The sequence below is a fragment of the Pseudomonas lini genome (assembly GCF_001042905.1).
Taxonomy (GTDB): Bacteria; Pseudomonadota; Gammaproteobacteria; order Pseudomonadales; family Pseudomonadaceae; genus Aquipseudomonas; species Aquipseudomonas lini.
This window is the reverse complement of the sequence record NZ_JYLB01000008.1, coordinates 222,218-244,805: the sequence shown is the minus strand read 5'-3', so window position 1 is coordinate 244,805 and position 22,588 is coordinate 222,218. Positions and strand designations below refer to the sequence as shown.

Below are 22,588 nucleotides of genomic sequence, written 5' to 3'. Positions count from 1 at the left end.
GAAATCTATGGCTGACGAACAGACAGTGGATACGCAAAATCTAGACGCCAACCAGGGCCCCGAGGCTTCGGGTGAAGACCTGGCGGCTCGTGTACAAGTGCTCGAAGAGCAATTGGCTGGTGCGCAGGATCAGGCTTTGCGTGTAGCCGCCGATCTGCAGAACGTCCGCCGCCGTGCCGAGCAGGACGTTGAAAAGGCTCACAAATTCGCCCTGGAAAAGTTCGCTGGCGATCTGCTGCCGATCATCGACAGCCTGGAGCGCGGTCTGGAGCTATCCAGCCCTGACGACGAAAACATTCGTCCGATGCGCGAAGGGATCGAGCTGACCCTGAAAATGTTCCAGGACACCCTGAAGCGCTATCACCTGGAAGCGATCGATCCTGAAGGCGAACCCTTCAATGCCTCGCATCATCAGGCAATGGCCATGCAGGAAAGCGCCGACGTCGAGCCAAACAGCGTGCTCAAGGTGTTTCAGAAGGGCTACCAGCTTCACGGTCGCCTGCTGCGCCCGGCCATGGTCGTGGTCAGCAAGGCACCTGCACCGGTTTCGCCTTCGATTGACGAGCAGGCTTGAAATTAGCCGCAAGGCCCCCATTTAGAAGTCAAGCGTTTAAGTGCTACCGCAGTCAGCCACCACTACTGCGGCATCCAAATCCAAAGTTTCGGGAGAGTGAACATGGGCAAAATTATCGGTATCGACCTGGGGACTACCAACTCCTGCGTCTCCGTGCTGGAAAACGGCAAAGCCAAAGTTATTGAAAACGCTGAAGGCGCGCGTACCACGCCGTCGATCGTCGCTTATGCCAATGATGGCGAAATTCTGGTTGGCCAGTCGGCCAAGCGTCAGGCAGTGACCAATCCGCATAACACCCTGTACGCGGTGAAGCGTCTGATTGGTCGTCGTTTTGACGAAGAAGTCGTACAGAAAGACATCCAGATGGTCCCTTACAAGATCGTCAAGGCTGACAACAACGACGCCTGGGTTGAAGTGAACGGCCAGAAAATGGCGCCGCCACAAATTTCGGCTGAAATTCTGAAGAAAATGAAGAAGACCGCCGAAGACTACCTCGGCGAGCCAGTGACCGAAGCGGTGATCACCGTTCCGGCCTACTTCAACGACAGCCAGCGTCAAGCCACCAAAGACGCCGGCCGCATCGCGGGTCTGGACGTTAAACGTATCATCAACGAACCAACCGCAGCCGCACTGGCCTACGGTATGGACAAGGCGAAAGGCGATCACACCGTGATCGTTTACGACTTGGGCGGCGGTACTTTCGACGTTTCCGTGATCGAAATCGCTGAAGTCGATGGCGAGCACCAGTTCGAAGTGTTGGCCACCAACGGTGACACTTTCCTGGGCGGTGAAGACTTTGACATTCGTCTGATCGACTACCTCGTTGACGAGTTCAAGAAAGAAAGCGGCATGAACCTCAAGGGTGACCCGCTGGCCATGCAGCGCCTGAAAGAAGCCGCTGAGAAAGCCAAGATCGAACTGTCCTCGAGCCAGTCGACCGACGTGAACCTGCCGTACATCACTGCAGACGCTACCGGTCCTAAGCACTTGAACGTGAAAATCTCCCGCGCCAAGCTCGAAGCGCTGGTTGAAGACCTGGTTCAGCGCACCATCGAACCTTGCCGCATTGCGATGAAAGACGCCGGTATCGAAATTGGCGCGATCAACGACGTGATCCTGGTCGGCGGTCAGACCCGTATGCCACTGGTTCAGAAGCTGGTGACCGATTTCTTCGGTAAAGAAGCTCGTAAAGACGTCAACCCTGACGAAGCTGTTGCCATGGGTGCTGCTATCCAGGGCGCGGTATTGGCTGGTGACGTGAAAGACGTTCTGCTGCTCGACGTCAGCCCGCTGACCCTGGGTATCGAAACCATGGGCGGCGTAATGACCGCGCTGATCGAGAAAAACACCACGATTCCTACCAAGAAATCGCAAGTGTTCTCGACTGCCGACGACAACCAGGGCGCAGTGACCATTCACGTACTGCAAGGTGAGCGTAAGCAAGCCGCACAGAACAAGTCCCTGGGCAAGTTCGACCTGGCCGAGATTCCACCAGCACCACGTGGCGTGCCACAAATCGAAGTGACCTTCGACATCGACGCCAACGGCATCCTGCACGTCGGCGCGAAAGACAAGGCTACCGGCAAGACTCAGTCGATCGTGATCAAGGCCAACTCTGGTCTGTCCGAGGAAGAAATTCAGCAGATGGTTCGCGATGCTGAAGTGAACGCTGAAGAAGACCGCAAGTTCGAAGAGCTGGCCAGCGCCCGTAACCAAGGCGATGCCCTGGTTCACTCGACGCGCAAAATGGTCGCTGATGCTGGCGATAAAGTAAGCGCTGAAGAGAAGACTGCAATCGAAGCAGCTGTAGTTGCCCTGGAAACCGCCATCAAAGGCGACGACAAGGCCGCTATCGAAGCCAAGGTTGAAGAGCTGTCCAAGGTCTCCGCGCCAGTGGCTCAGAAGATGTACGCCGACCAGGCTCAGCCAGCTGAAGGCGCGGCGCCGAAAGACGAATCGGCTGAAAAGGCTGACGACGTTGTCGATGCCGAGTTCGAAGAAGTCAAAGACCACAAGTAAGTTGTTGGTCGCCCGGTTGACTGCCTTCAGGCGGTGACTGGTAGGATGTCGCCGCGCGGGAGCTTGCTCCCGCGTTGGCGTGTCTGGAGTAAGCGAATTTTTACAGCATGCGACAACGCTCGGATGTTGGCGGTATGACCGGAAATGCTCCTGCTTTTCGAGTCGAAAGTACCGCATCGAATCAAAGACCAGGATCGTTGAATTGACGTGAGTTGGGTCCGGGCCTGTATTGGGGCTCAACGAGTTTGGCGAGGCTCAGGAGAGGTTTGCCGAACGTCCTTAAGAGTGCAAAGACTTATGGCAAAGCGTGACTATTACGAAGTATTGGGTGTTGAGCGTGGTTCAAGCGAAGCGGACCTGAAAAAGGCCTACCGTCGCCTGGCGATGAAGCACCACCCGGACCGTAATCCCGATGACAAAGCGTCGGAAGATATGTTCAAGGAGGCCAACGAGGCCTACGAAGTGCTGTCCGATTCCAGCAAGCGCGCGGCCTATGACCAATACGGTCATGCCGGTGTCGACCCGAGCATGGGTGGCGGCGGTGCCGGGTTTGGCGGTCAGAACTTCTCCGACATCTTTGGCGATGTCTTCAGTGACTTCTTCGGTGGCGGTCGCGGCGGTGCTCGTGGCGGCGCTCAGCGCGGCAGCGACCTGCGTTACACCCTGGAGCTGAACCTGGAAGAAGCGGTGCGCGGCACGACCGTGAATATCCGCGTTCCGACACTGGTCAACTGCAAGCCGTGCGATGGCTCGGGTGCCAAGAAAGGCTCATCGCCGATCACTTGCCCGACGTGCGGCGGTATCGGTCAGGTCCGCATGCAGCAGGGCTTCTTCTCGGTGCAGCAGACCTGCCCGCGCTGCCATGGCCAGGGCAAGATCATTTCCGATCCGTGCGATTCCTGCCACGGCGAAGGTCGCGTCGAAGAGTACAAGACCCTGTCGGTGAAAGTGCCGGCCGGTGTTGATACCGGTGACCGTATTCGTCTGTCTGGCGAAGGCGAGGCGGGTGCGCAGGGTGGTCCGACGGGCGACCTGTACGTGGTGATCAATGTGCGCGAGCACGCGATCTTCCAGCGTGACGGCAAGCACCTGTTCTGCGAAGTGCCAATCAGTTTCGTCGACGCAGCGCTGGGCGGCGAGCTTGAGATTCCGACCCTTGATGGTCGGGTCAAGCTGAAGATCCCTGAGGGGACTCAGACCGGTAAGCAGTTCCGTGTTCGCGGTAAAGGCGTCGCGCCGGTTCGTGGTGGCGGTGCTGGTGACCTGATGTGCCGTGTGGCAGTCGAAACCCCGGTCAACCTGGGCCGTCGTCAGCGCGAATTGCTGGAGGAGTTGCGCAGCTCCCTGGCGGGTGACAACAGTCATTCGCCGAAAACCACCGGTTGGTTCGAAGGCGTGAAGCGCTTCTTCGGCGATTTGTAAGGAGTCGGCATGCGACGTATAGCTGTGATGGGCGCTGCCGGGCGCATGGGCAAGATTCTGGTCGAGGCAGTGCAGCAACGCGCGCCGCTGACCGGCCTGACGGCAGCCATTGTGCGCCCTGGCAGCACGCTGATTGGCGTGGATGCCGGTGAGCTGGCATCGCTGGGGCGAATCGGTGTGCCGCTGTCCGGTAAGCTGGATGCGGTGGCTGATGAGTTCGATGTGTTGATCGACTTCACGCTCCCGGAAGTCATGCTGAAAAACCTGGCGTTCTGCCGTAAGGCGGGCAAGGCCATGGTGATCGGCACGACGGGGTTGGACGCCGCGCAGAAGCAGTTGCTGGTCGAGGCGAGCGAAGATATTGCGATTGTGTTCGCGGCCAATTTCAGTGTCGGGGTAAACCTGTCGCTGAAGCTGCTCGATATGGCAGCTCGTGTGCTGGGTGATGACGCGGATATCGAAATCATCGAAGCCCATCATCGGCACAAGATCGATGCGCCTTCAGGCACGGCTCTGCGCATGGGCGAAGTGATCGCCAATGCGCTGGATCGTGATCTGCAGAAGGTTGCGGTTTATGGCCGTGAAGGTCATACCGGAGTGCGCGAGCGTGAAACGATCGGCTTCGCGACTGTTCGCGGTGGGGATGTGGTCGGTGATCATACGGTGCTGTTCGCCTGTGAAGGCGAGCGACTGGAAATCACTCACAAGGCATCCAGTCGCATGACCTTCGCCAAGGGCGCGGTACGTGCAGCTTTGTGGCTGGACGGTCGTGAGCCAGGCCTTTACGACATGCAAGACGTGCTCGACCTGCGGTAAGATGTGCTCGAAATCGGGCTCAAACTCAGCGTTTGGGCCCGGTTTTATTCCGCCAAGCGACGTCCTGTCGCATTCTCCGGCCTTTAGGGCTCATTGGCGGTAGACCAAAAATGCCTTTTTCTGTAAGCTACAGCTTTAGTGTGTCCACTAAAAGCGCGCAGAATAATTCGGTGAAGAAGCGGGGTGACGTGTCCATACGTCACTCCGCTTTTTTACAACCTGCGATCGCCCTTTCAGGCTTTATTTACGGGAGGTCTTCTTGACTAAGCCAGCCATACTCGCCCTTGCTGATGGCAGCATTTTTCGCGGCGAAGCCATTGGAGCCGACGGTCAAACCGTTGGTGAGGTGGTGTTCAACACCGCAATGACCGGCTATCAGGAAATCCTTACCGATCCTTCCTACGCCCAACAGATCGTTACCCTGACTTACCCGCACATCGGCAATACCGGCACCACGCCGGAAGACGCCGAGTCCGATCGCGTCTGGTCCGCTGGCCTGGTCATCCGTGACCTGCCACTGGTTGCGAGCAACTGGCGCAACACGATGTCACTGTCCGATTACTTGAAAGCCAACAATGTGGTGGCAATCGCCGGTATCGACACTCGCCGCCTGACACGCCTCCTGCGTGAGAAAGGCGCACAGAACGGCTGCATCATGGCCGGTGACAACATTTCCGAAGAAGCCGCCATCGCCGCCGCTCAGGGTTTCCCTGGCCTTAAAGGCATGGACCTGGCAAAAGTCGTCAGCACCAAAGAGAAGTACGAGTGGCGCTCGACTGTCTGGGATCTGAAAACCGACAGCCACGCGACTCTGGAAGCCTCCGAGCTGCCATACCACGTGGTGGCTTACGACTACGGCGTCAAGCTGAACATCCTGCGCATGCTGGTCGAGCGCGGTTGTCGGGTGACCGTGGTGCCTGCACAGACTCCGGCCGCCGAAGCTCTGGCACTGAAACCTGATGGCGTGTTCCTGTCCAATGGCCCGGGCGACCCTGAGCCATGCGACTACGCGATCCAGGCAATCAAGGACGTGCTGGAAACCGAGGTTCCGGTGTTCGGCATCTGCCTTGGTCACCAATTGCTGGCCCTGGCCTCCGGTGCCAAGACCCTGAAAATGGGTCACGGCCACCACGGTGCCAACCACCCGGTCCAGGATCTGGACAGCGGTGTGGTGATGATCACCAGCCAGAACCACGGTTTTGCGGTAGACGAAGCGACCCTGCCAGGCAACGTTCGGGCGATCCACAAATCGCTGTTCGACGGCACCCTGCAAGGCATCGAGCGTACCGACAAGAGCGCCTTCAGCTTCCAGGGTCACCCTGAAGCCAGCCCTGGCCCGAACGACGTAGCGCCACTGTTTGATCGCTTCATCAACGAAATGGCCAAGCGACGCTAATCGCTCGCCCTGATGTAGCGAAGCCTGAGGGCGGTCCCGAAACCGGTGGCCCCCTCAAGGCTTCAGAGATTGAACAAGACGGCTTGCCGACTGACCTGCGGATTTGAGTGACAACCCATGCCAAAACGTACAGACATTAAAAGCATCCTGATTCTCGGCGCTGGCCCGATCGTGATCGGCCAGGCCTGCGAATTCGACTACTCCGGCGCCCAGGCCTGCAAAGCCCTGCGCGAGGAGGGTTACCGCGTCATCCTGGTGAACTCCAACCCGGCGACCATCATGACCGACCCGGACATGGCCGACGCCACGTACATCGAGCCGATCAAGTGGCAGACCGTTGCCAAGATCATCGAGAAAGAGCGTCCGGACGCGCTGCTGCCAACCATGGGTGGCCAGACTGCTCTGAACTGTGCACTGGACCTGGAGCGCGAAGGCGTTCTGGAGAAGTTCGGCGTAGAGATGATCGGCGCCAACGCGGACACCATCGACAAGGCCGAAGACCGTTCGCGCTTCGACAAGGCGATGAAATCCATCGGTCTGGACTGCCCGCGTTCGGGTATCGCCCACAGCATGGAAGAAGCCAACGCAGTTCTTGAACGCCTGGGCTTCCCGTGCATCATTCGTCCGTCCTTCACCATGGGTGGCACCGGTGGCGGTATCGCTTACAACCGTGAAGAGTTCGAAGAAATCTGCGCCCGCGGTCTGGACCTGTCGCCGACCAAAGAGCTGCTGATCGACGAATCGCTGATCGGCTGGAAAGAGTACGAGATGGAGGTTGTCCGCGATAAGAAGGACAACTGCATCATCGTCTGCTCGATCGAAAACTTTGACCCGATGGGCGTGCACACCGGTGACTCGATCACCGTTGCTCCGGCACAAACCCTGACGGACAAGGAATACCAGATCATGCGTAACGCCTCGTTGGCGGTACTGCGTGAGATCGGCGTGGAAACCGGCGGCTCCAACGTTCAGTTCGGTATCTGCCCGGACACCGGCCGCATGGTCGTGATCGAGATGAACCCGCGTGTATCCCGCTCTTCGGCACTGGCCTCGAAAGCCACTGGTTTCCCGATTGCGCGTATCGCTGCCAAACTGGCGATCGGCTACACCCTGGACGAGCTGCAGAACGAAATCACCGGCGGCGCTACTCCTGCATCCTTCGAGCCGTCCATCGACTACGTCGTGACCAAGCTGCCACGCTTCGCCTTCGAGAAATTCCCGAAAGCCGACGCGCGTCTGACCACGCAAATGAAGTCGGTCGGTGAAGTCATGGCCATCGGCCGGACCTTCCAGGAGTCCCTGCAGAAAGCCCTGCGCGGTCTGGAAGTGGGCGTTTGCGGCCTGGACGAGAAGCTCGATCTGAGCAACCCGGAAAGCATGAGCATCCTCAAGCGCGAACTGACCGTGCCGGGCGCCGAGCGTATCTGGTACGTCGCTGACGCGTTCCGCGCCGGGCTGTCGGTCGAAGACATTTTCGGCATGAACATGATCGACCCGTGGTTCCTGGTGCAGATCGAAGATCTGATCAAGGAAGAAGAGAAGGTCAAGACCCTGGGTCTGGCCAGCATCGACCACGACTTGATGTTCCGCCTCAAGCGCAAAGGCTTCTCCGACATGCGTCTGGCCAAGCTGCTGGGCGTGACCGAGAAGGCTCTGCGTCGCCACCGTCACAAGCTGGAAATCTTCCCGGTCTACAAGCGCGTTGACACCTGCGCGGCCGAGTTCGCCACCGACACCGCTTACCTCTACTCGACCTACGAGGAAGAATGTGAAGCCGCGCCGTCGGGCCGCGACAAGATCATGATCCTCGGCGGCGGTCCAAACCGTATCGGCCAGGGCATCGAGTTCGACTATTGCTGCGTACACGCGGCACTGGCCCTGCGCGAAGATGGTTACGAGACCATCATGGTCAACTGCAACCCGGAAACCGTTTCCACCGACTACGACACCTCTGATCGCCTGTACTTCGAACCAGTCACCCTGGAAGACGTACTGGAAATCGTCCGCGTCGAGAAGCCGAAAGGCGTGATCGTCCAGTACGGCGGCCAAACCCCGCTGAAACTGGCGCGTGCCCTGGAAGAAGCCGGCGTGCCAATCATCGGCACCAGCCCTGACGCCATCGACCGTGCCGAAGACCGTGAGCGCTTCCAGCAAATGGTTGAGCGTCTGAACCTGCGTCAGCCGCCAAACGCCACCGTGCGCAGCGAAGACGAAGCGATTCGTGCCGCCGCCAAGATCGGTTACCCGCTGGTGGTTCGCCCGTCCTACGTACTGGGCGGTCGCGCGATGGAAATCGTCTACGAAGAAGAAGAGCTCAAGCGCTACCTGCGTGATGCGGTGAAAGTGTCCAACGACAGCCCGGTGCTGCTCGATCACTTCCTCAACTGCGCCATCGAAATGGATGTGGATGCAGTCTGCGACGGCACTGACGTGGTGATCGGCGCGATCATGCAGCACATCGAGCAGGCCGGCGTTCACTCCGGTGACTCCGCGTGCTCCCTGCCGCCGTACTCGCTGCCTGCTCACATCCAGGACGAGATGCGCGAACAGGTCAAGAAAATGGCCCTGGAACTGGGCGTTGTCGGCCTGATGAACGTTCAGTTGGCGCTGCAAGGCGAAGACATCTACGTCATCGAAGTCAACCCGCGCGCTTCCCGTACCGTTCCGTTCGTGTCCAAGTGCATCGGTGTTTCCCTGGCAATGATCGCGGCTCGCGTGATGGCCGGTAAAACCCTGAAGGAAATCGGCTTCACCAAAGAAATCATTCCGAACTTCTACAGCGTGAAAGAGGCGGTGTTCCCATTCGCCAAATTCCCTGGCGTGGACCCGATCCTGGGCCCAGAGATGAAGTCCACCGGTGAAGTGATGGGCGTGGGCGACACCTTCGGCGAAGCCTTTGCCAAAGCCCAGATGGGTGCCAGCGAAGTGCTGCCGACTGGCGGCACCGCGTTCATCAGCGTGCGTGACGATGACAAGCCACTGGTTGCAGGCGTGGCCCGTGATCTGATCAACTTGGGCTTCGAAGTGGTCGCCACTGCCGGTACTGCCAAGCTGATCGAAGCCGCAGGCCTGAAAGTGCGTCGTGTGAACAAGGTGACCGAGGGTCGTCCGCACGTGGTCGACATGATCAAGAATGACGAAGTCACCCTGATCATCAACACCACCGAAGGTCGCCAGTCGATCGCCGATTCCTACTCCATTCGTCGTAATGCCTTGCAGCACAAGATCTACTGCACCACTACCATTGCTGCTGGCGAAGCTATCTGCGAAGCGCTGAAGTTCGGTCCCGAGAAGACCGTGCGCCGCTTGCAGGATCTACACGCAGGATTGAAGGCATGATCAAATACCCAATGACCGTCCAGGGCGCGAAAGCCCTGGAAGAAGAACACGCTCATCTGACCAAGGTCGTCCGTCCGAAGCTCAGCCAGGACATCGGTACGGCTCGCGAGTTGGGTGACTTGAAGGAAAACGCCGAATACCACGCTGCTCGTGAGCAGCAGGGTATGGTCGAGGCGCGGATTCGTGACATCGAAGGCCGGATTCAGAATCAGGTCATCATCGATGTCACGACCATTCCTCATACCGGCAAAGTGATTTTCGGCACCACCGTTGAAATCGCCAACGTCGAGACTGATGAAAGCGTCACTTACCACATCGTGGGTGAGGATGAGGCTGACTTCAAACTCGGCAAGATTTCGGTGGGTTCGCCACTGGCCCGCGCCTTGATTGCCAAGGAAGAGGGTGACGTGGTCGCCGTGAAAACGCCCGGTGGCGTTATCGAGTATGAGATTGTCGAAGTTCGCCACATCTGAAAGAAGGCGCCCGCTACGTGCGGGCGCCATGCTTTGGCAGCTGACCCAAATGTTGTGGGTTGGCGGCTTGTGGCTGTTGCACATCGGTCTGCTGCCGGTGCTGGGTCGAATAGGCCTGGCACCGCTGCTGGTTGACGAAATCGCAGGCATGCTGAATACGCTGATGGTGGGATTTGCCACGGCGTGTGTGGGTTTTCAGGCTTTGGTGCTGGTTCAGGCCAAGGGCCTTGCCAGTCTATGGCGCGATATTCGTGGGCAACTGCTGATGATGGCGCTGTATGGGGGTGCGATGTATTTCGCGGTCCACGTCGGCTGGCCGCACGCGGCGCATTGGCAGCTGTTCAGCTATCTTGTTCTGGGATTTTCCGGGCTGGTGCTGGTGATGCAGCCGGTGCCGGGATGGAGTGTGAGGGTGCGCGAAGCACACCCTTGACCCTTGTCATCACTTGAAGCGATGGACGTTCGACAGCTGCTTGTTGACGCTGAAGTTCTTGCGGTAAATCAGTGCCATCTTGCCGATGACCTGAACCAGATCGGCTTTGCCGGCCTTGCAGAGTTCTGCAATGGCTGCCAGGCGCGATTCGCGATCGAGGATATTGAGCTTGATTTTGATCAGCTCGTGATCCGCCAAAGCGCGTTCAAGTTCGGCTAACACACCTTCAGTCAAACCGTTGTCAGCCACAATCAAAACTGGTTTCAGATGGTGGCCAATGGATTTGTACTGTTTCTTCTGCTCTTGAGTGAGCGGCATAATCTGACCCTTTAGTCTGGATTCTGTAAAATGGCGGCCATTTTACCCGAGGGTTCGTGGATCCGCCCAATTAATCACGACCCTTATCATCGAGGTGCCCAATGGCGCGTTCCAAGACAAGCCTTGGTTGGCTGAAAAGACATGTCAATGATCCATATGTGAAGCAGGCGCAGAAGGATGGTTATCGCTCGCGTGCGAGTTACAAGCTTCTGGAGGTCCAGGAGAAATACAAGCTGATCCGTCCGGGTATGAGCGTTGTCGACCTGGGTGCGGCGCCCGGCGGCTGGTCGCAGGTCACTAGTCGGCTGATCGGTGGTCAGGGGCGTCTGATCGCCTCGGACATCCTGGAAATGGACAGCATTCCGGACGTGACTTTCATCCAGGGTGACTTCACCCAGGACGAAGTGCTCGCTCAGATCCTTGAAGCCGTGGGTAATTCGCAGGTGGACCTTGTGATTTCCGATATGGCCCCCAATATGAGTGGTACGCCTGAGGTGGACATGCCAAAAGCCATGTTTCTATGTGAGCTGGCTCTTGATCTGGCGGCTCGGATACTCAAGCCGGGTGGTAATTTCGTGATCAAGGTGTTTCAGGGCGAAGGGTTTGATGCTTACGTGAAGGACGCTCGTCAGAAGTTCGACAAGGTCCAGATGATCAAGCCGGACTCTTCCCGTGGCAGTTCCCGCGAGCAATACATGCTGGCTTGGGGCTACCGCGGCCGTAGTGAGTAAATCGAGGTTTTTTTGCGGGTCGATAGGTTTTTCGTATTTCGTCCCGTGAGCATTAGCGAATATTGTGTAGAAAGTGTTTCACAAAGGGTTACAGACGGCGCCTGCCAGAGCCGTAGGTAATGTAGTAAGTTAGGCCGGTGAATATCATGCGAAGCACGCGCCATTAGCGGAGCTTGCTTCAGAGGGTAGTTAATTGAACGATATGGCAAAGAATCTGATCCTGTGGTTGATCATCGCGGCTGTCCTGGTGACGGTGATGAACAACTTCTCCAGCCCTAACGAGCCGCAGACCCTCAACTATTCCGACTTCATCCAGCAGGTCAAGGATGGCAAGGTCGAGCGCGTAGCGGTTGATGGCTACGTGATTACCGGCAAGCGCAACGATGGCGACAGCTTCAAGACCATTCGTCCGGCAATCCAGGACAATGGCCTGATCGGCGACCTCGTGGATAACCATGTGGTAGTTGAAGGCAAACAGCCTGAGCAGCAAAGCATCTGGACTCAACTCCTGGTCGCAAGCTTCCCGATCCTGGTGATCATCGCCGTCTTCATGTTCTTCATGCGGCAGATGCAGGGCGGTGCCGGTGGCAAGGGCGGGCCGATGAGCTTCGGCAAGAGCAAGGCGCGCCTGCTCTCCGAAGATCAGGTGAAAACCACTTTGGCTGACGTTGCCGGTTGCGACGAAGCCAAGGAAGAAGTTGGCGAGCTGGTCGAATTCCTGCGTGATCCGGGCAAGTTCCAGCGTTTGGGCGGTCGCATTCCTCGTGGTGTGCTGATGGTCGGTCCTCCTGGTACGGGTAAAACCTTGATCGCCAAGGCGATTGCCGGCGAAGCCAAAGTGCCGTTCTTCACCATTTCCGGTTCCGATTTCGTCGAAATGTTCGTCGGTGTCGGTGCCAGTCGTGTTCGTGACATGTTCGAGCAGGCGAAGAAACACGCGCCATGCATCATCTTCATCGATGAAATCGACGCCGTCGGTCGCCACCGTGGTGCCGGCATGGGTGGTGGTCACGACGAGCGCGAACAGACACTCAACCAGTTGCTGGTAGAGATGGACGGCTTCGAAATGAATGACGGCATCATCGTCATTGCAGCGACCAACCGTCCCGATGTGCTAGACCCTGCATTGCTGCGTCCGGGCCGTTTCGACCGCCAGGTCGTGGTCGGTCTGCCGGATATCCGTGGTCGCGAGCAGATTCTCAAAGTCCACATGCGTAAAGTGCCAATGGGTGACGACGTCGCTCCGGCCGTGATCGCGCGTGGTACTCCTGGTTTCTCTGGTGCCGACCTGGCCAACCTGGTGAACGAGGCATCGTTGTTCGCAGCCCGTGCCGGCAAGCGCATCGTCGAGATGAAAGAGTTCGAACTGGCCAAAGACAAGATCATGATGGGTGCCGAGCGCAAATCCATGGTCATGTCCGAGAAAGAGAAGCAGAACACTGCTTATCACGAAGCTGGCCACGCTATCGTCGGTCGTGTCGTTCCTGAGCATGATCCGGTCTACAAAGTGTCGATCATCCCGCGCGGTCGCGCGCTCGGTGTGACCATGTTCCTGCCGGAAGAAGATCGCTACAGCCTGTCCAAGCGTGCGCTGATCAGTCAGATCTGCTCGCTGTACGGCGGTCGTATCGCTGAAGAAATGACCCTGGGTTTCGACGGTGTCACCACTGGTGCATCCAACGACATCATGCGTGCCAGCCAGATCGCACGGAATATGGTGACCAAGTGGGGCTTGTCGGAAAAGCTCGGTCCGTTGATGTACGCCGAAGAAGAGGGCGAAGTGTTCCTCGGTCGTGGCGGCGGTGGTCAACATGCCAGCTTCTCCGGCGAGACAGCCAAACTGATCGATTCCGAAGTGCGCAGCATCATTGATCAGTGCTACGGCACGGCCAAGCAGATCCTCACGGATAACCGCGACAAGCTCGACGCCATGGCAGATGCCTTGATGAAGTACGAGACGATTGATGCTGATCAGATCGATGACATCATGGCGGGTCGTGCGCCTCGCGAGCCTCGCGACTGGTCTGGCGGCAGCGATACTTCCGGTACGCCTCCGGCGGTGCAGGATGGGCGTCCGGAAACGCCAATCGGTGGCCCGGCTGCTGATGTATAAGGTTTGAAATGACTTCTGTTCGGTCTTCGACCCGGTTGCCTTGCGGCAACCGGGTTCTTGATTTGGCTCAGACGCATGTCATGGGCATTCTCAATGTCACTCCCGACTCCTTTTCCGATGGCGGCCAATACAGTCAGCTGGATGCAGCCCTGCGTCACGCCGAGGCGATGGTGGCGGCTGGCGCGACGCTGATCGACGTTGGTGGCGAATCGACCCGGCCCGGTGCCGGGGCGGTTTCACCGCTTGAAGAGCTCGAGCGTGTAGCGCCTATCGTTGAGCGCATCAGTCGTGAACTCGATGTGATCATCTCGGTCGATACCTCCACACCGGCGGTCATGCGTGAAACCGCAAGGCTGGGGGCGGGTTTGATCAATGATGTGCGTTCGTTACGCCGGGACGGAGCTCTGGATGCGGCTGCAGCCACCGGTTTGCCGGTGTGTCTGATGCATATGCTCGGTGAGCCGGGCGACATGCAGGACAATCCGCAGTACCAGGATGTGACGAAAGAGGTTGGCGAGTTTCTCGCCGAGCGGATGCTCCAGTGTGCGTCGGTAGGCATTCCCGCCGAGCGGATCATCCTCGATCCGGGCTTCGGCTTCGCGAAAACCTTGCAGCACAACTTGAGCTTGTTTAAGCATATGGAGGCCTTGCATGCCTTGGGGCGGCCCCTGTTGGTCGGGGTTTCGCGAAAGAGCATGATCGGGCATGCCTTGAATCGGCCGGTGGGAGAGCGCCTGCATGGCGGTTTAGCGCTCGCGGCACTGGCTTCAATCAAGGGGGCGCGTATATTGCGCGTCCATGATGTGGCTGAAACGGTCGACGTAGTGCGAATGATTGCCGCAGTAGAATCAGCCGAATAAGAATGATGGAGTACTTATGAGCAAAAAATACTTTGGCACCGACGGCATTCGTGGTCGGGTCGGTGAATACCCGATTACTCCTGATTTCATGCTCAAGCTTGGCTGGGCGGCAGGCATGGCATTTCGCAGCATGGGTGCCTGCAAGGTGCTCGTGGGCAAGGACACCCGGATCTCCGGTTACATGTTCGAATCGGCGCTTGAGGCCGGGCTGACCTCGGCAGGTGCTGATGTGATGCTCCTGGGGCCGATGCCGACGCCGGCCATCGCCTATCTGACACGTACCTTTCATGCTGAAGCCGGCATCGTGATCAGCGCTTCGCACAACCCTCATGACGACAACGGCATCAAGTTTTTCTCCGGGAAGGGCACCAAGCTTCCGGATGAAGTCGAATTGATGATTGAAGAGTTGCTCGACACCCCGATGACCGTGGTTGAGTCGAGCAAGATCGGCAAAGTATCGCGAATCAACGATGCCTCGGGCCGTTATATCGAATTCTGCAAGAGCAGCGTTCCGACCGGCACCAGTTTCGCAGGGCTGAAGATCGTGATCGACTGTGCCCATGGTGCGACCTATAAAGTGGCGCCTAGTGTGTTCCGTGAGCTGGGGGCCGATGTCGTTGTGCTTTCTGCTCATCCCAATGGCCTGAACATCAATGAGAATTGCGGTTCGACCCATATGGAACCGCTGCAAGCTGCCGTATTGGCCGAGCACGCCGATTTGGGTATTGCCTTTGACGGTGATGGTGATCGGGTCCAGATGGTCGATCACACTGGCACTGTCGTCGACGGCGACGAGTTGTTGTTTATCATTGCTCGCGATCTGCAAGAGCGCGGCAAGTTGCAGGGCGGTGTGGTCGGTACGCTGATGAGTAACCTGGGGTTGGAGTTGGCCCTGGCGGATCTGGCGATTCCTTTTGTGCGCGCCAACGTAGGCGACCGTTACGTGATCTCCGAGTTGCTGGAGCGCGATTGGCAGGTGGGTGGAGAAAACTCGGGGCACATTGTCTGCTTCAGTCACACCACCACCGGTGATGCAATCATTGCCGCGTTGCAGGTGTTGATGGCGCTGAAGAGGCGCGTAGAAAGCCTGGCTCAGTCCCGTCAGGCGCTGCGCAAGTGTCCTCAGGTGCTGATCAATGTCCGGTTTGGCGGTGGTGCGAGTCCGCTCGAACATCCGAAAGTCAAGGAAGCGAGTGACCGTGTTACCCAAGCGATGGCCGGTCGTGGGCGCGTGCTGTTGCGCAAGTCCGGGACAGAGCCGCTGGTGCGGGTCATGGTCGAAGGCGAGGACGAAATGCAGGTTCGCGGTTACGCCGAAGAGCTGGCAAAACTGGTAACTGAAGTTTCTGCCTGATTTCGGCTTGCCAGCCATGATTGTGTTGGGTAACATCTGCGCCCACTTTGACCGACGAGGTACAGCATGCGTCGCCCTATGGTAGCTGGTAACTGGAAGATGCACGGTACCCGCGCCAGCGTCGCTGAGCTGATCAATGGCCTTAGTCATCTGGCCTTGCCAAGCGGTGTTGATGTCGCGGTATTCCCGCCTTGCTTGCATATCAATCAAGTGATTGATGGCTTGAAAGGCAAGTCGATTTCGGTCGGCGCGCAGAATTCTGCAGTGGAATCCATGCAAGGTGCATTGACCGGTGAAATTGCGCCGAGTCAGTTGGTGGATGCAGGTTGTTCCCTGGTGCTTGTTGGGCACTCCGAACGCCGTCAGATAATGGGCGAGCAGGATGGAATGCTGATTCGCAAGTTCGCAGCGGCGCAGGCATGTGGCTTGATTCCGGTGTTGTGCGTAGGGGAGACCCTCGAAGAGCGCGAAGCTGGAAAAACTCTTGAGGTTGTCGGGCGTCAGCTTGGCAGTATCATTGAGGAGCTGGGTGTAGGTGTCTTTGCAAAGGCAGTAATCGCTTACGAGCCGGTCTGGGCCATAGGCACCGGGCTGACTGCTTCGCCGCAGCAGGCGCAGGATGTGCATGCAGCCATTCGCGCTCAGTTGGCGGCAGAGAATTCTGAAGTCGCGCAAGGTGTGCGGCTTCTATACGGCGGCAGCGTGAAGGCGGCCAATGCGGTCGAACTGTTCGGCATGCCGGATATCGATGGGGGGCTCATTGGTGGAGCTTCCCTGAATGCAGATGAGTTCGGTGCGATTTGTCGCGCCGCGGGAAACTGAAAAAATGCTGGAAACAGTCGTAGTCGTTTTTCATCTGCTGGGTGCATTGGGCGTAGTTGCTCTGGTTTTGCTGCAGCAGGGTAAAGGTGCGGATGCTGGCGCGTCTTTCGGAGCAGGTGCTTCAAATACTGTGTTCGGAAGCCAAGGTTCCTCTACCTTTCTTAGTAAGTTTACTGCTATACTTGCCGCCGGTTTCTTCATAACCAGCTTGGGGTTAGGTTACTTTGCTAAAGAGAAGGCTCATGAGCTGACTCAAGTAGGTTTGCCAAATCCAGCAGTGTTGGAAGTTCCAAAGCAACAACCGGCTTCTGATGATGTCCCGGTGCTTCAAGAGCAAAAGTCGGCTACTCCAGCGACTGACGTGCCTCCAGCTCAAGAGCAAAAGTAAGAAGGGTTTCAAACGTAGTATTGCCGAGGTGGTGGAATTGGTAGACACGCAACCTTGAGGTGGTTGTGCCCATAGGGTGTAGGGGTTCGAGTCCCCTTCTCGGTACCAATTATCAGGAGAGCCCGCTGTTGCGGGCTTTCTTGTAGGTGGAAGGTTACATTGACCCTGTCAGGGATCGGTCGTATACTTCCGCCCCAGCTTTGTCGCGGGGTGGAGCAGTCTGGTAGCTCGTCGGGCTCATAACCCGAAGGTCGTCGGTTCAAATCCGGCCCCCGCAACCAGTTTAAGGAGCCCCTTTTCAGGGGCTTTTTGTTAGCTGGACACTTTCAACGCCGCTGTTCAACGGCGTTTCAAGGATGGGCGTTTCGCCCATTTTTTTATTTTGCACAGCATGCACATACATGCACGAGGGGGTTCAGGTGTCGAGCAAGCTAGAAGAGTTGCAGGCCTTGCTGGCCCCGGTGGTCGTGGCCCTAGGCTATGAATGCTGGGGTATTGAGTTTTCGGCTCAAGGTCGCCACTCAATGTTGCGCGTTTATATTGATAAAGAGGGCGGCGTGCTGGTGGACGATTGTGCCATCGTCAGCCGTCAGATCAGCGGTGTACTGGATGTTGAAGATCCGATCGCCGTTGAATACACCCTTGAAGTTTCCTCGCCTGGCATGGAACGCCCACTGTTCACTATTGAGCAGTTTGCAAAATTTGCCGGTGAACAAGTGAAGATCAAGCTGCGCTCGCCTTTTGAAGGTCGGCGCAACTTTCAGGGCCTTCTGCGCGGTGTAGAAGAGCAGGACGTCGTGGTGCAGGTTGAAGACCATGAGTTCCTGTTGCCGATCGATATGATCGACAAGGCCAACATTATTCCCAGTTTTGACTGAGACGCGGATCCCGCGGATCCAATGGCTTGCGAAAGGCGAGGCGTACGATGAGCAAAGAAGTACTGCTGGTTGTTGAGTCGGTATCCAATGAAAAGGGCGTACCGGCAAACGTAATTTTTGAAGCGCTGGAGCTGGCCCTGGCCACTGCTACCAAAAAGCGTTTCGAGGACGAAGTCGATCTGCGTGTGGAAATCAATCGCCACACCGGTGCTTACGAGACATTCCGTCGCTGGACGGTCGTCGAAGAAGCAGACCTGGACGATCCGGCCATCGAAACCTGGCCGAGCAAGGTTGCAGAAACGCATCCTGGTGCCAAGGTCGGCGATGTTGTCGAAGAAAAGATCGAATCCATCGAGTTCGGCCGCATTGCTGCACAGACCGCCAAGCAGGTCATCGTGCAGAAAGTTCGCGAAGCCGAGCGTGCTCAAGTCGTTGACGCCTATCGCGAGCGCCTGGGAGAAATCATCTCCGGCACCGTGAAGAAAGTCACCCGCGACAACGTGATCGTCGATCTGGGCAATAACGCTGAAGCGTTGCTGGCCCGTGAAGACATCATTTCTCGCGAAACCTTCCGGGTTGGCGTGCGTCTGCGTGCGCTGCTCAAGGAAATCCGCACCGAGAACCGCGGCCCTCAGTTGATCCTGTCGCGTACCGCGCCGGAAATGCTGATCGAGTTGTTCCGCATCGAAGTGCCGGAAATCGCTGAAGGCCTGATCGAAGTAATGGCTGCGTCCCGCGACCCGGGTTCGCGCGCCAAGATCGCGGTCCGCTCCAAGGACAAACGCATTGATCCGCAAGGCGCTTGCATCGGTATGCGCGGTTCGCGCGTCCAGGCAGTGTCGGGCGAATTGGGCGGTGAGCGTGTGGATATCGTTCTGTGGGACGATAACCCGGCTCAGTTCGTGATCAATGCAATGTCGCCGGCTGAAGTGGCGGCAATTATCGTTGACGAAGATGCCCATGCAATGGACATCGCCGTTGGCGCAGACAATCTTGCTCAGGCCATCGGTCGCGGTGGTCAGAACGTGCGTCTGGCTAGCCAGTTGACTGGCTGGACCCTGAACGTGATGACCGAATCGGACATCCAGGCTAAGCAGCAAGCAGAAACCGGCGACATCCTGCGCAACTTCATCGACGAGCTGGAAGTCGACGAAGACCTGGCACAGGTGCTGGTAGATGAAGGCTTTACCAGCCTGGAAGAGATTGCCTACGTACCGTTGGAAGAAATGCTCAACATCGACGGCTTTGACGAAGAAACCGTCAACGAGCTTCGCGCTCGCGCCAAGGATCGTTTGTTGACTAAAGCCATCGCTACTGAGGAAAAGCTGGCAGACGCCCATCCGGCCGAAGACCTGCTCTCGCTTGAGGGTATGGACAAGGATTTGGCGATGGAACTGGCGGTGCGCGGCGTAATTACCCGCGAAGACCTGGCCGAGCAGTCTATTGACGACCTGCTCGACATCGACGGCATTGACGATGATCGTGCCGGCAAGTTGATCATGGCCGCCCGAGCCCATTGGTTCGAGTAATTAGGCGCGGCCTGAGGAGAGAAGTGCATGACGCAAGTCACGGTGAAACAACTGGCCGATGAGGTCAAAACACCGGTAGAGCGCCTGTTGCAGCAGATGCGTGAGGCAGGTCTGCCGCACACCGCCGCCGATGAAGGTGTGAGCGATAGTGAGAAGCAGTCTTTGCTGACTCACTTGAAGAGCAGCCACAAGGCGAAAGTGGAAGAACCGCGCAAGATTACATTGCAGCGCAAAACCACCAGCACCCTGCGTGTTGCTGGTAGCAAGAGCATCAGCGTTGAAGTACGCAAGAAGAAAGTCTTCGTACAACGCAGCCCGGAAGAAATCGAAGCCGAGCGCAAACGCGAACTGGAAGAACGCCGCGCAGTAGAAAATGCTGCACGTCAGAAGGCTGAAGAAGAAGCCAAGCGTCGCGCCGAAGAAGAAGCGCGTCGCCAGCCTGCTGCTGCGCAAAACGGTACTACCGACGCTGTTGCAGCGCCTGCTGCCGTTGCCGAGCCCGTGCGTGAAAGCGCGCCGGTTGTGGCTGCTGCACCAGCACCGTCTGCTGATGTTCGCAACAAGCAGAACGAACAGCGCCGTCCGGACAAACCACGTGCCGACGATAACAATCGTCGCAGCGGCGGTGGCGATGGCGAGCGCAAAAACGCTCCGCATCGTGCTTCGGTCAAAGAGAAAGCGCCTGCGCCACGTGTTGCGCCACGTACTACCGACGAAGAAAGCGATGGCTTCCGTCGTGGTGGTCGCGGCAAGGCCAAGCTGAAGAAACGCAACGCCCACGGTTTCCAGAGCCCAACCGGCCCTGTCGTGCGTGATGTGCAGATTGGCGAGACCATCACCGTTGGCGATCTCGCCAATCAGATGTCGGTCAAGGCTGCTGAAATCATCAAGTTCATGTTCAAACTGGGTACTCCAGCGACCATCAACCAGGTGCTTGATCAGGAAACTGCTCAGCTGGTAGCCGAAGAACTGGGCCACAAAGTGACCCTGGTCAGCGACACCGCCCTGGAAGATTCCCTGGCTGAGTCCCTGAAGTTTGAAGGTGAGACGTTCTCCCGTGCACCGGTTGTGACCGTAATGGGCCACGTTGACCACGGTAAAACCTCGCTGCTCGACTACATCCGTCGTGCCAAGGTAGCTGCTGGCGAAGCCGGCGGTATCACCCAGCACATCGGTGCGTACCACGTTGAAACTGATCGCGGCATGGTCACTTTCCTCGATACCCCGGGTCACGCCGCGTTTACCGCCATGCGTGCTCGTGGTGCCAAGGCAACTGACATCGTGATCCTGGTAGTTGCAGCGGACGACGGCGTAATGCCGCAGACCATTGAAGCTGTCCAGCACGCCAAGGCTGCCGGTGTTCCACTGGTCGTTGCTGTGAACAAAATCGACAAGCCGGGCGCCGATCTCGATCGCATCCGTAGCGAACTGTCGGTTCACGGCGTGACTTCGGAAGAGTGGGGCGGCGACACCCCGTTCGTATCGGTTTCGGCGAAAGTCGGTACTGGCGTGGACGAGTTGCTCGAAGCTGTTCTGCTGCAAGCTGAAGTTCTCGAACTGAAAGCGACCCCTTCGGCTCCTGGCCGTGGCGTCGTGGTTGAATCGCGTCTCGACAAAGGTCGTGGCCCGGTTGCAACCGTTCTGGTTCAAGACGGTACCCTGCGCCAAGGCGACATGGTGCTGGTCGGTTCGAACTATGGCCGCGTTCGCGCCATGCTCGACGAGAACGGCAAGCCGATCAAAGAAGCCGGTCCTTCCATCCCTGTCGAGATCCTCGGCCTGGACGGTACCCCGGACGCTGGCGATGAGATGAGCGTGCTGTCCGACGAGAAGAAAGCCCGTGAAGTGGCTCTGTTCCGTCAAGGCAAGTTCCGCGAAGTCAAGCTGGCCCGTGCTCACGCCGGCAAGCTGGAAAACATCTTCGAAAACATGGGCCAGGCAGAGAAGAAGACGCTCAACATCGTCCTCAAATCCGACGTCCGTGGTTCGCTGGAAGCGTTGAACGGTGCCTTGAACGGCCTGGGTAACGACGAAGTGCAAGTGCGTGTAGTTGGTGGCGGTGTCGGTGGTATCACCGAATCCGACGCCAACCTGGCATTGGCCTCCAACGCTGTACTGTTCGGCTTCAACGTGCGTGCCGATGCTGGCGCTCGCAAGATCGTCGAGCAGGAAGGTCTGGATATGCGTTACTACAACGTGATCTACGACATCATCGAAGACGTCAAGAAAGCCCTCACCGGTATGCTGGGCAGCGATGTTCGCGAGAACATCCTGGGTACCGCTGAAGTGCGTGACGTGTTCCGTTCGCCGAAGTTTGGCGCGATCGCCGGTTGCATGGTTATCGAAGGTGTTGTTCACCGTAACCGTCCAATCCGTGTACTGCGTGAAGACATCGTTATCTTCGAAGGCGAGCTGGAATCCCTGCGCCGCTTCAAGGATGACGCTTCCGAAGTACGTGCCGGCATGGAATGCGGTATCGGCGTGAAGAGCTACAACGACGTCAAAGTCGGCGACAAGATCGAAGTCTTCGAGAAGGTTCAGGTTGCTCGCAGCCTCTAACTCGCGCACTTCAAGGGCCACGATGAGCCGCTGCATGCAGATGCGCGGCGCAACGTCCGGACTCTAAACGCAACGCCCGGTCTGGCTTTTGTCAGGCCGGGCGTTTGCCGCTTTCAGACCCCTCGGGTTTCACCGTGGGGCAGTAACAGGTAACAAGACATGGCAAAAGAATACAGCCGTACCCAACGTATCGGCGATCAGATGCAGCGTGAGCTGGCACAGCTGATCCGTCGTGAAGTCAAAGACCCGCGCGTCGGCCTGGTCACCATTACCGCTGTTGAAGTCAGCCGTGACGTCGGTCACGCCAAGATCTTCATCACCGTGATGGGCCAGGACAGCGCTGAAGACATCGCGCAAAGCATCAAGGTGCTCAACTCCGCCGCCGGTTTCCTGCGCATGCAGTTGGCTCGCGAAATGAAGTTGCGCAGCGTTCCGCAGTTGCACTTCCATTACGACGAAAGCGTCGTGCGTGGCGCGCATCTGTCGGCCCTGATCGAGCGTGCGGTGGCTGAAGACAATCAGCACCCGGTTGCGGCTGAACCCGAAGACGCCAAGGAGTAATCG

At 57.8% G+C, this 22,588-nt stretch carries 19 protein-coding genes and 2 tRNA genes; 20 read left to right on the top strand and 1 reads right to left on the bottom strand.

The annotated features are described in order from the left end of the window. Positions 1-7: 7 nt before the first annotated feature. The 8 genes from grpE to TU81_RS23080 all read left to right on the top strand — a co-directional run bounded on the left by grpE (position 8) and on the right by TU81_RS23080 (position 10,472). Positions 8-574 (top strand): nucleotide exchange factor GrpE, encoded by a 567-nt coding sequence (grpE, locus tag TU81_RS23115; RefSeq protein ID WP_038978898.1) that lies wholly within the window; start codon positions 8-10, stop codon positions 572-574. A gap of 102 nt (positions 575-676) precedes the next feature. Next, on the top strand, positions 677-2,593 hold the full coding sequence (gene dnaK / locus TU81_RS23110) for a molecular chaperone DnaK (protein WP_038978899.1): 1,917 nt from the start codon (positions 677-679) through the stop codon (positions 2,591-2,593). A 297-nt stretch (positions 2,594-2,890) separates the two neighbouring features. Beyond that, complete coding sequence (gene dnaJ, locus TU81_RS23105; protein ID WP_007900528.1) at positions 2,891-4,015, top strand: molecular chaperone DnaJ; 1,125 nt, start codon at positions 2,891-2,893, stop codon at positions 4,013-4,015. Between the two features lie 9 nt (positions 4,016-4,024). Beyond that, entirely contained in the window at positions 4,025-4,831 is an 807-nt protein-coding gene (gene dapB, locus TU81_RS23100; protein ID WP_048396633.1) for a 4-hydroxy-tetrahydrodipicolinate reductase, read from the top strand. Positions 4,832-5,090: 259 nt separating this feature from the next. Next, positions 5,091-6,227: a glutamine-hydrolyzing carbamoyl-phosphate synthase small subunit gene (gene carA, locus TU81_RS23095; protein ID WP_048396631.1), complete on the top strand. Its 1,137-nt coding sequence runs from the start codon at positions 5,091-5,093 to the stop codon at positions 6,225-6,227. A gap of 117 nt (positions 6,228-6,344) precedes the next feature. Further along, positions 6,345-9,566: a carbamoyl-phosphate synthase large subunit gene (carB, locus tag TU81_RS23090; protein WP_038978902.1), complete on the top strand. Its 3,222-nt coding sequence runs from the start codon at positions 6,345-6,347 to the stop codon at positions 9,564-9,566. Further along, positions 9,563-10,039 carry a transcription elongation factor GreA gene (greA, locus tag TU81_RS23085; RefSeq protein ID WP_010463507.1) on the top strand — a complete coding sequence of 159 codons (477 nt, stop codon included), beginning with the start codon at positions 9,563-9,565 and terminating at the stop codon, positions 10,037-10,039. Before carB ends, greA begins: the two co-directional genes overlap by 4 nt. Before the next feature lie 28 nt (positions 10,040-10,067). Next, entirely contained in the window at positions 10,068-10,472 is a 405-nt protein-coding gene (locus TU81_RS23080) for a hypothetical protein (RefSeq protein WP_048396629.1), read from the top strand. Between the two features lie 9 nt (positions 10,473-10,481). Here TU81_RS23080 and TU81_RS23075 read toward each other — a convergent pair whose 3' ends face one another. Next, positions 10,482-10,790, bottom strand: a complete 309-nt coding sequence (locus tag TU81_RS23075; protein ID WP_007900503.1) for a YhbY family RNA-binding protein — start codon at positions 10,788-10,790, stop codon at positions 10,482-10,484. Positions 10,791-10,891: 101 nt separating this feature from the next. On the opposite strand from TU81_RS23075, the gene rlmE reads away from it, so the two are divergent. From rlmE to rbfA, 12 genes are all read left to right on the top strand, one after another. After that, on the top strand, positions 10,892-11,521 hold the full coding sequence (rlmE, locus tag TU81_RS23070) for a 23S rRNA (uridine(2552)-2'-O)-methyltransferase RlmE (protein WP_007900501.1): 630 nt from the start codon (positions 10,892-10,894) through the stop codon (positions 11,519-11,521). 202 nt (positions 11,522-11,723) lie between these two features. Further along, positions 11,724-13,634: an ATP-dependent zinc metalloprotease FtsH gene (ftsH, locus tag TU81_RS23065; RefSeq protein ID WP_030128083.1), complete on the top strand. Its 1,911-nt coding sequence runs from the start codon at positions 11,724-11,726 to the stop codon at positions 13,632-13,634. Positions 13,635-13,642: 8 nt separating this feature from the next. Continuing rightward, positions 13,643-14,494 (top strand): dihydropteroate synthase, encoded by an 852-nt coding sequence (folP, locus tag TU81_RS23060; RefSeq protein WP_048396626.1) that lies wholly within the window; start codon positions 13,643-13,645, stop codon positions 14,492-14,494. 16 nt (positions 14,495-14,510) lie between these two features. Then, on the top strand, positions 14,511-15,848 hold the full coding sequence (gene glmM / locus TU81_RS23055) for a phosphoglucosamine mutase (RefSeq protein WP_048396624.1): 1,338 nt from the start codon (positions 14,511-14,513) through the stop codon (positions 15,846-15,848). A 66-nt stretch (positions 15,849-15,914) separates the two neighbouring features. After that, positions 15,915-16,670 (top strand): triose-phosphate isomerase, encoded by a 756-nt coding sequence (gene tpiA, locus TU81_RS23050; RefSeq protein ID WP_038978906.1) that lies wholly within the window; start codon positions 15,915-15,917, stop codon positions 16,668-16,670. Between the two features lie 4 nt (positions 16,671-16,674). Further along, positions 16,675-17,058, top strand: coding sequence for a preprotein translocase subunit SecG (secG, locus tag TU81_RS23045; protein ID WP_030128079.1), 384 nt, complete (start codon positions 16,675-16,677; stop codon positions 17,056-17,058). A 22-nt stretch (positions 17,059-17,080) separates the two neighbouring features. Further along, positions 17,081-17,166, top strand: a tRNA-Leu gene (locus TU81_RS23040). A 96-nt stretch (positions 17,167-17,262) separates the two neighbouring features. Next, positions 17,263-17,339, top strand: a tRNA-Met gene (locus TU81_RS23035). Positions 17,340-17,477: 138 nt separating this feature from the next. Further along, positions 17,478-17,936 (top strand): ribosome maturation factor RimP, encoded by a 459-nt coding sequence (gene rimP, locus TU81_RS23030; RefSeq protein WP_010463487.1) that lies wholly within the window; start codon positions 17,478-17,480, stop codon positions 17,934-17,936. Between the two features lie 47 nt (positions 17,937-17,983). Further along, on the top strand, positions 17,984-19,465 hold the full coding sequence (nusA, locus tag TU81_RS23025; RefSeq protein ID WP_007900474.1) for a transcription termination factor NusA: 1,482 nt from the start codon (positions 17,984-17,986) through the stop codon (positions 19,463-19,465). A gap of 27 nt (positions 19,466-19,492) precedes the next feature. Further along, complete coding sequence (infB, locus tag TU81_RS23020; protein WP_038978907.1) at positions 19,493-22,024, top strand: translation initiation factor IF-2; 2,532 nt, start codon at positions 19,493-19,495, stop codon at positions 22,022-22,024. A gap of 159 nt (positions 22,025-22,183) precedes the next feature. Further along, the gene (gene rbfA, locus TU81_RS23015) at positions 22,184-22,585 is read left to right on the top strand and encodes a 30S ribosome-binding factor RbfA (protein WP_030128077.1); all 402 of its coding nucleotides are present in this window, start codon (positions 22,184-22,186) and stop codon (positions 22,583-22,585) included. Positions 22,586-22,588: the final 3 nt, after the last annotated feature.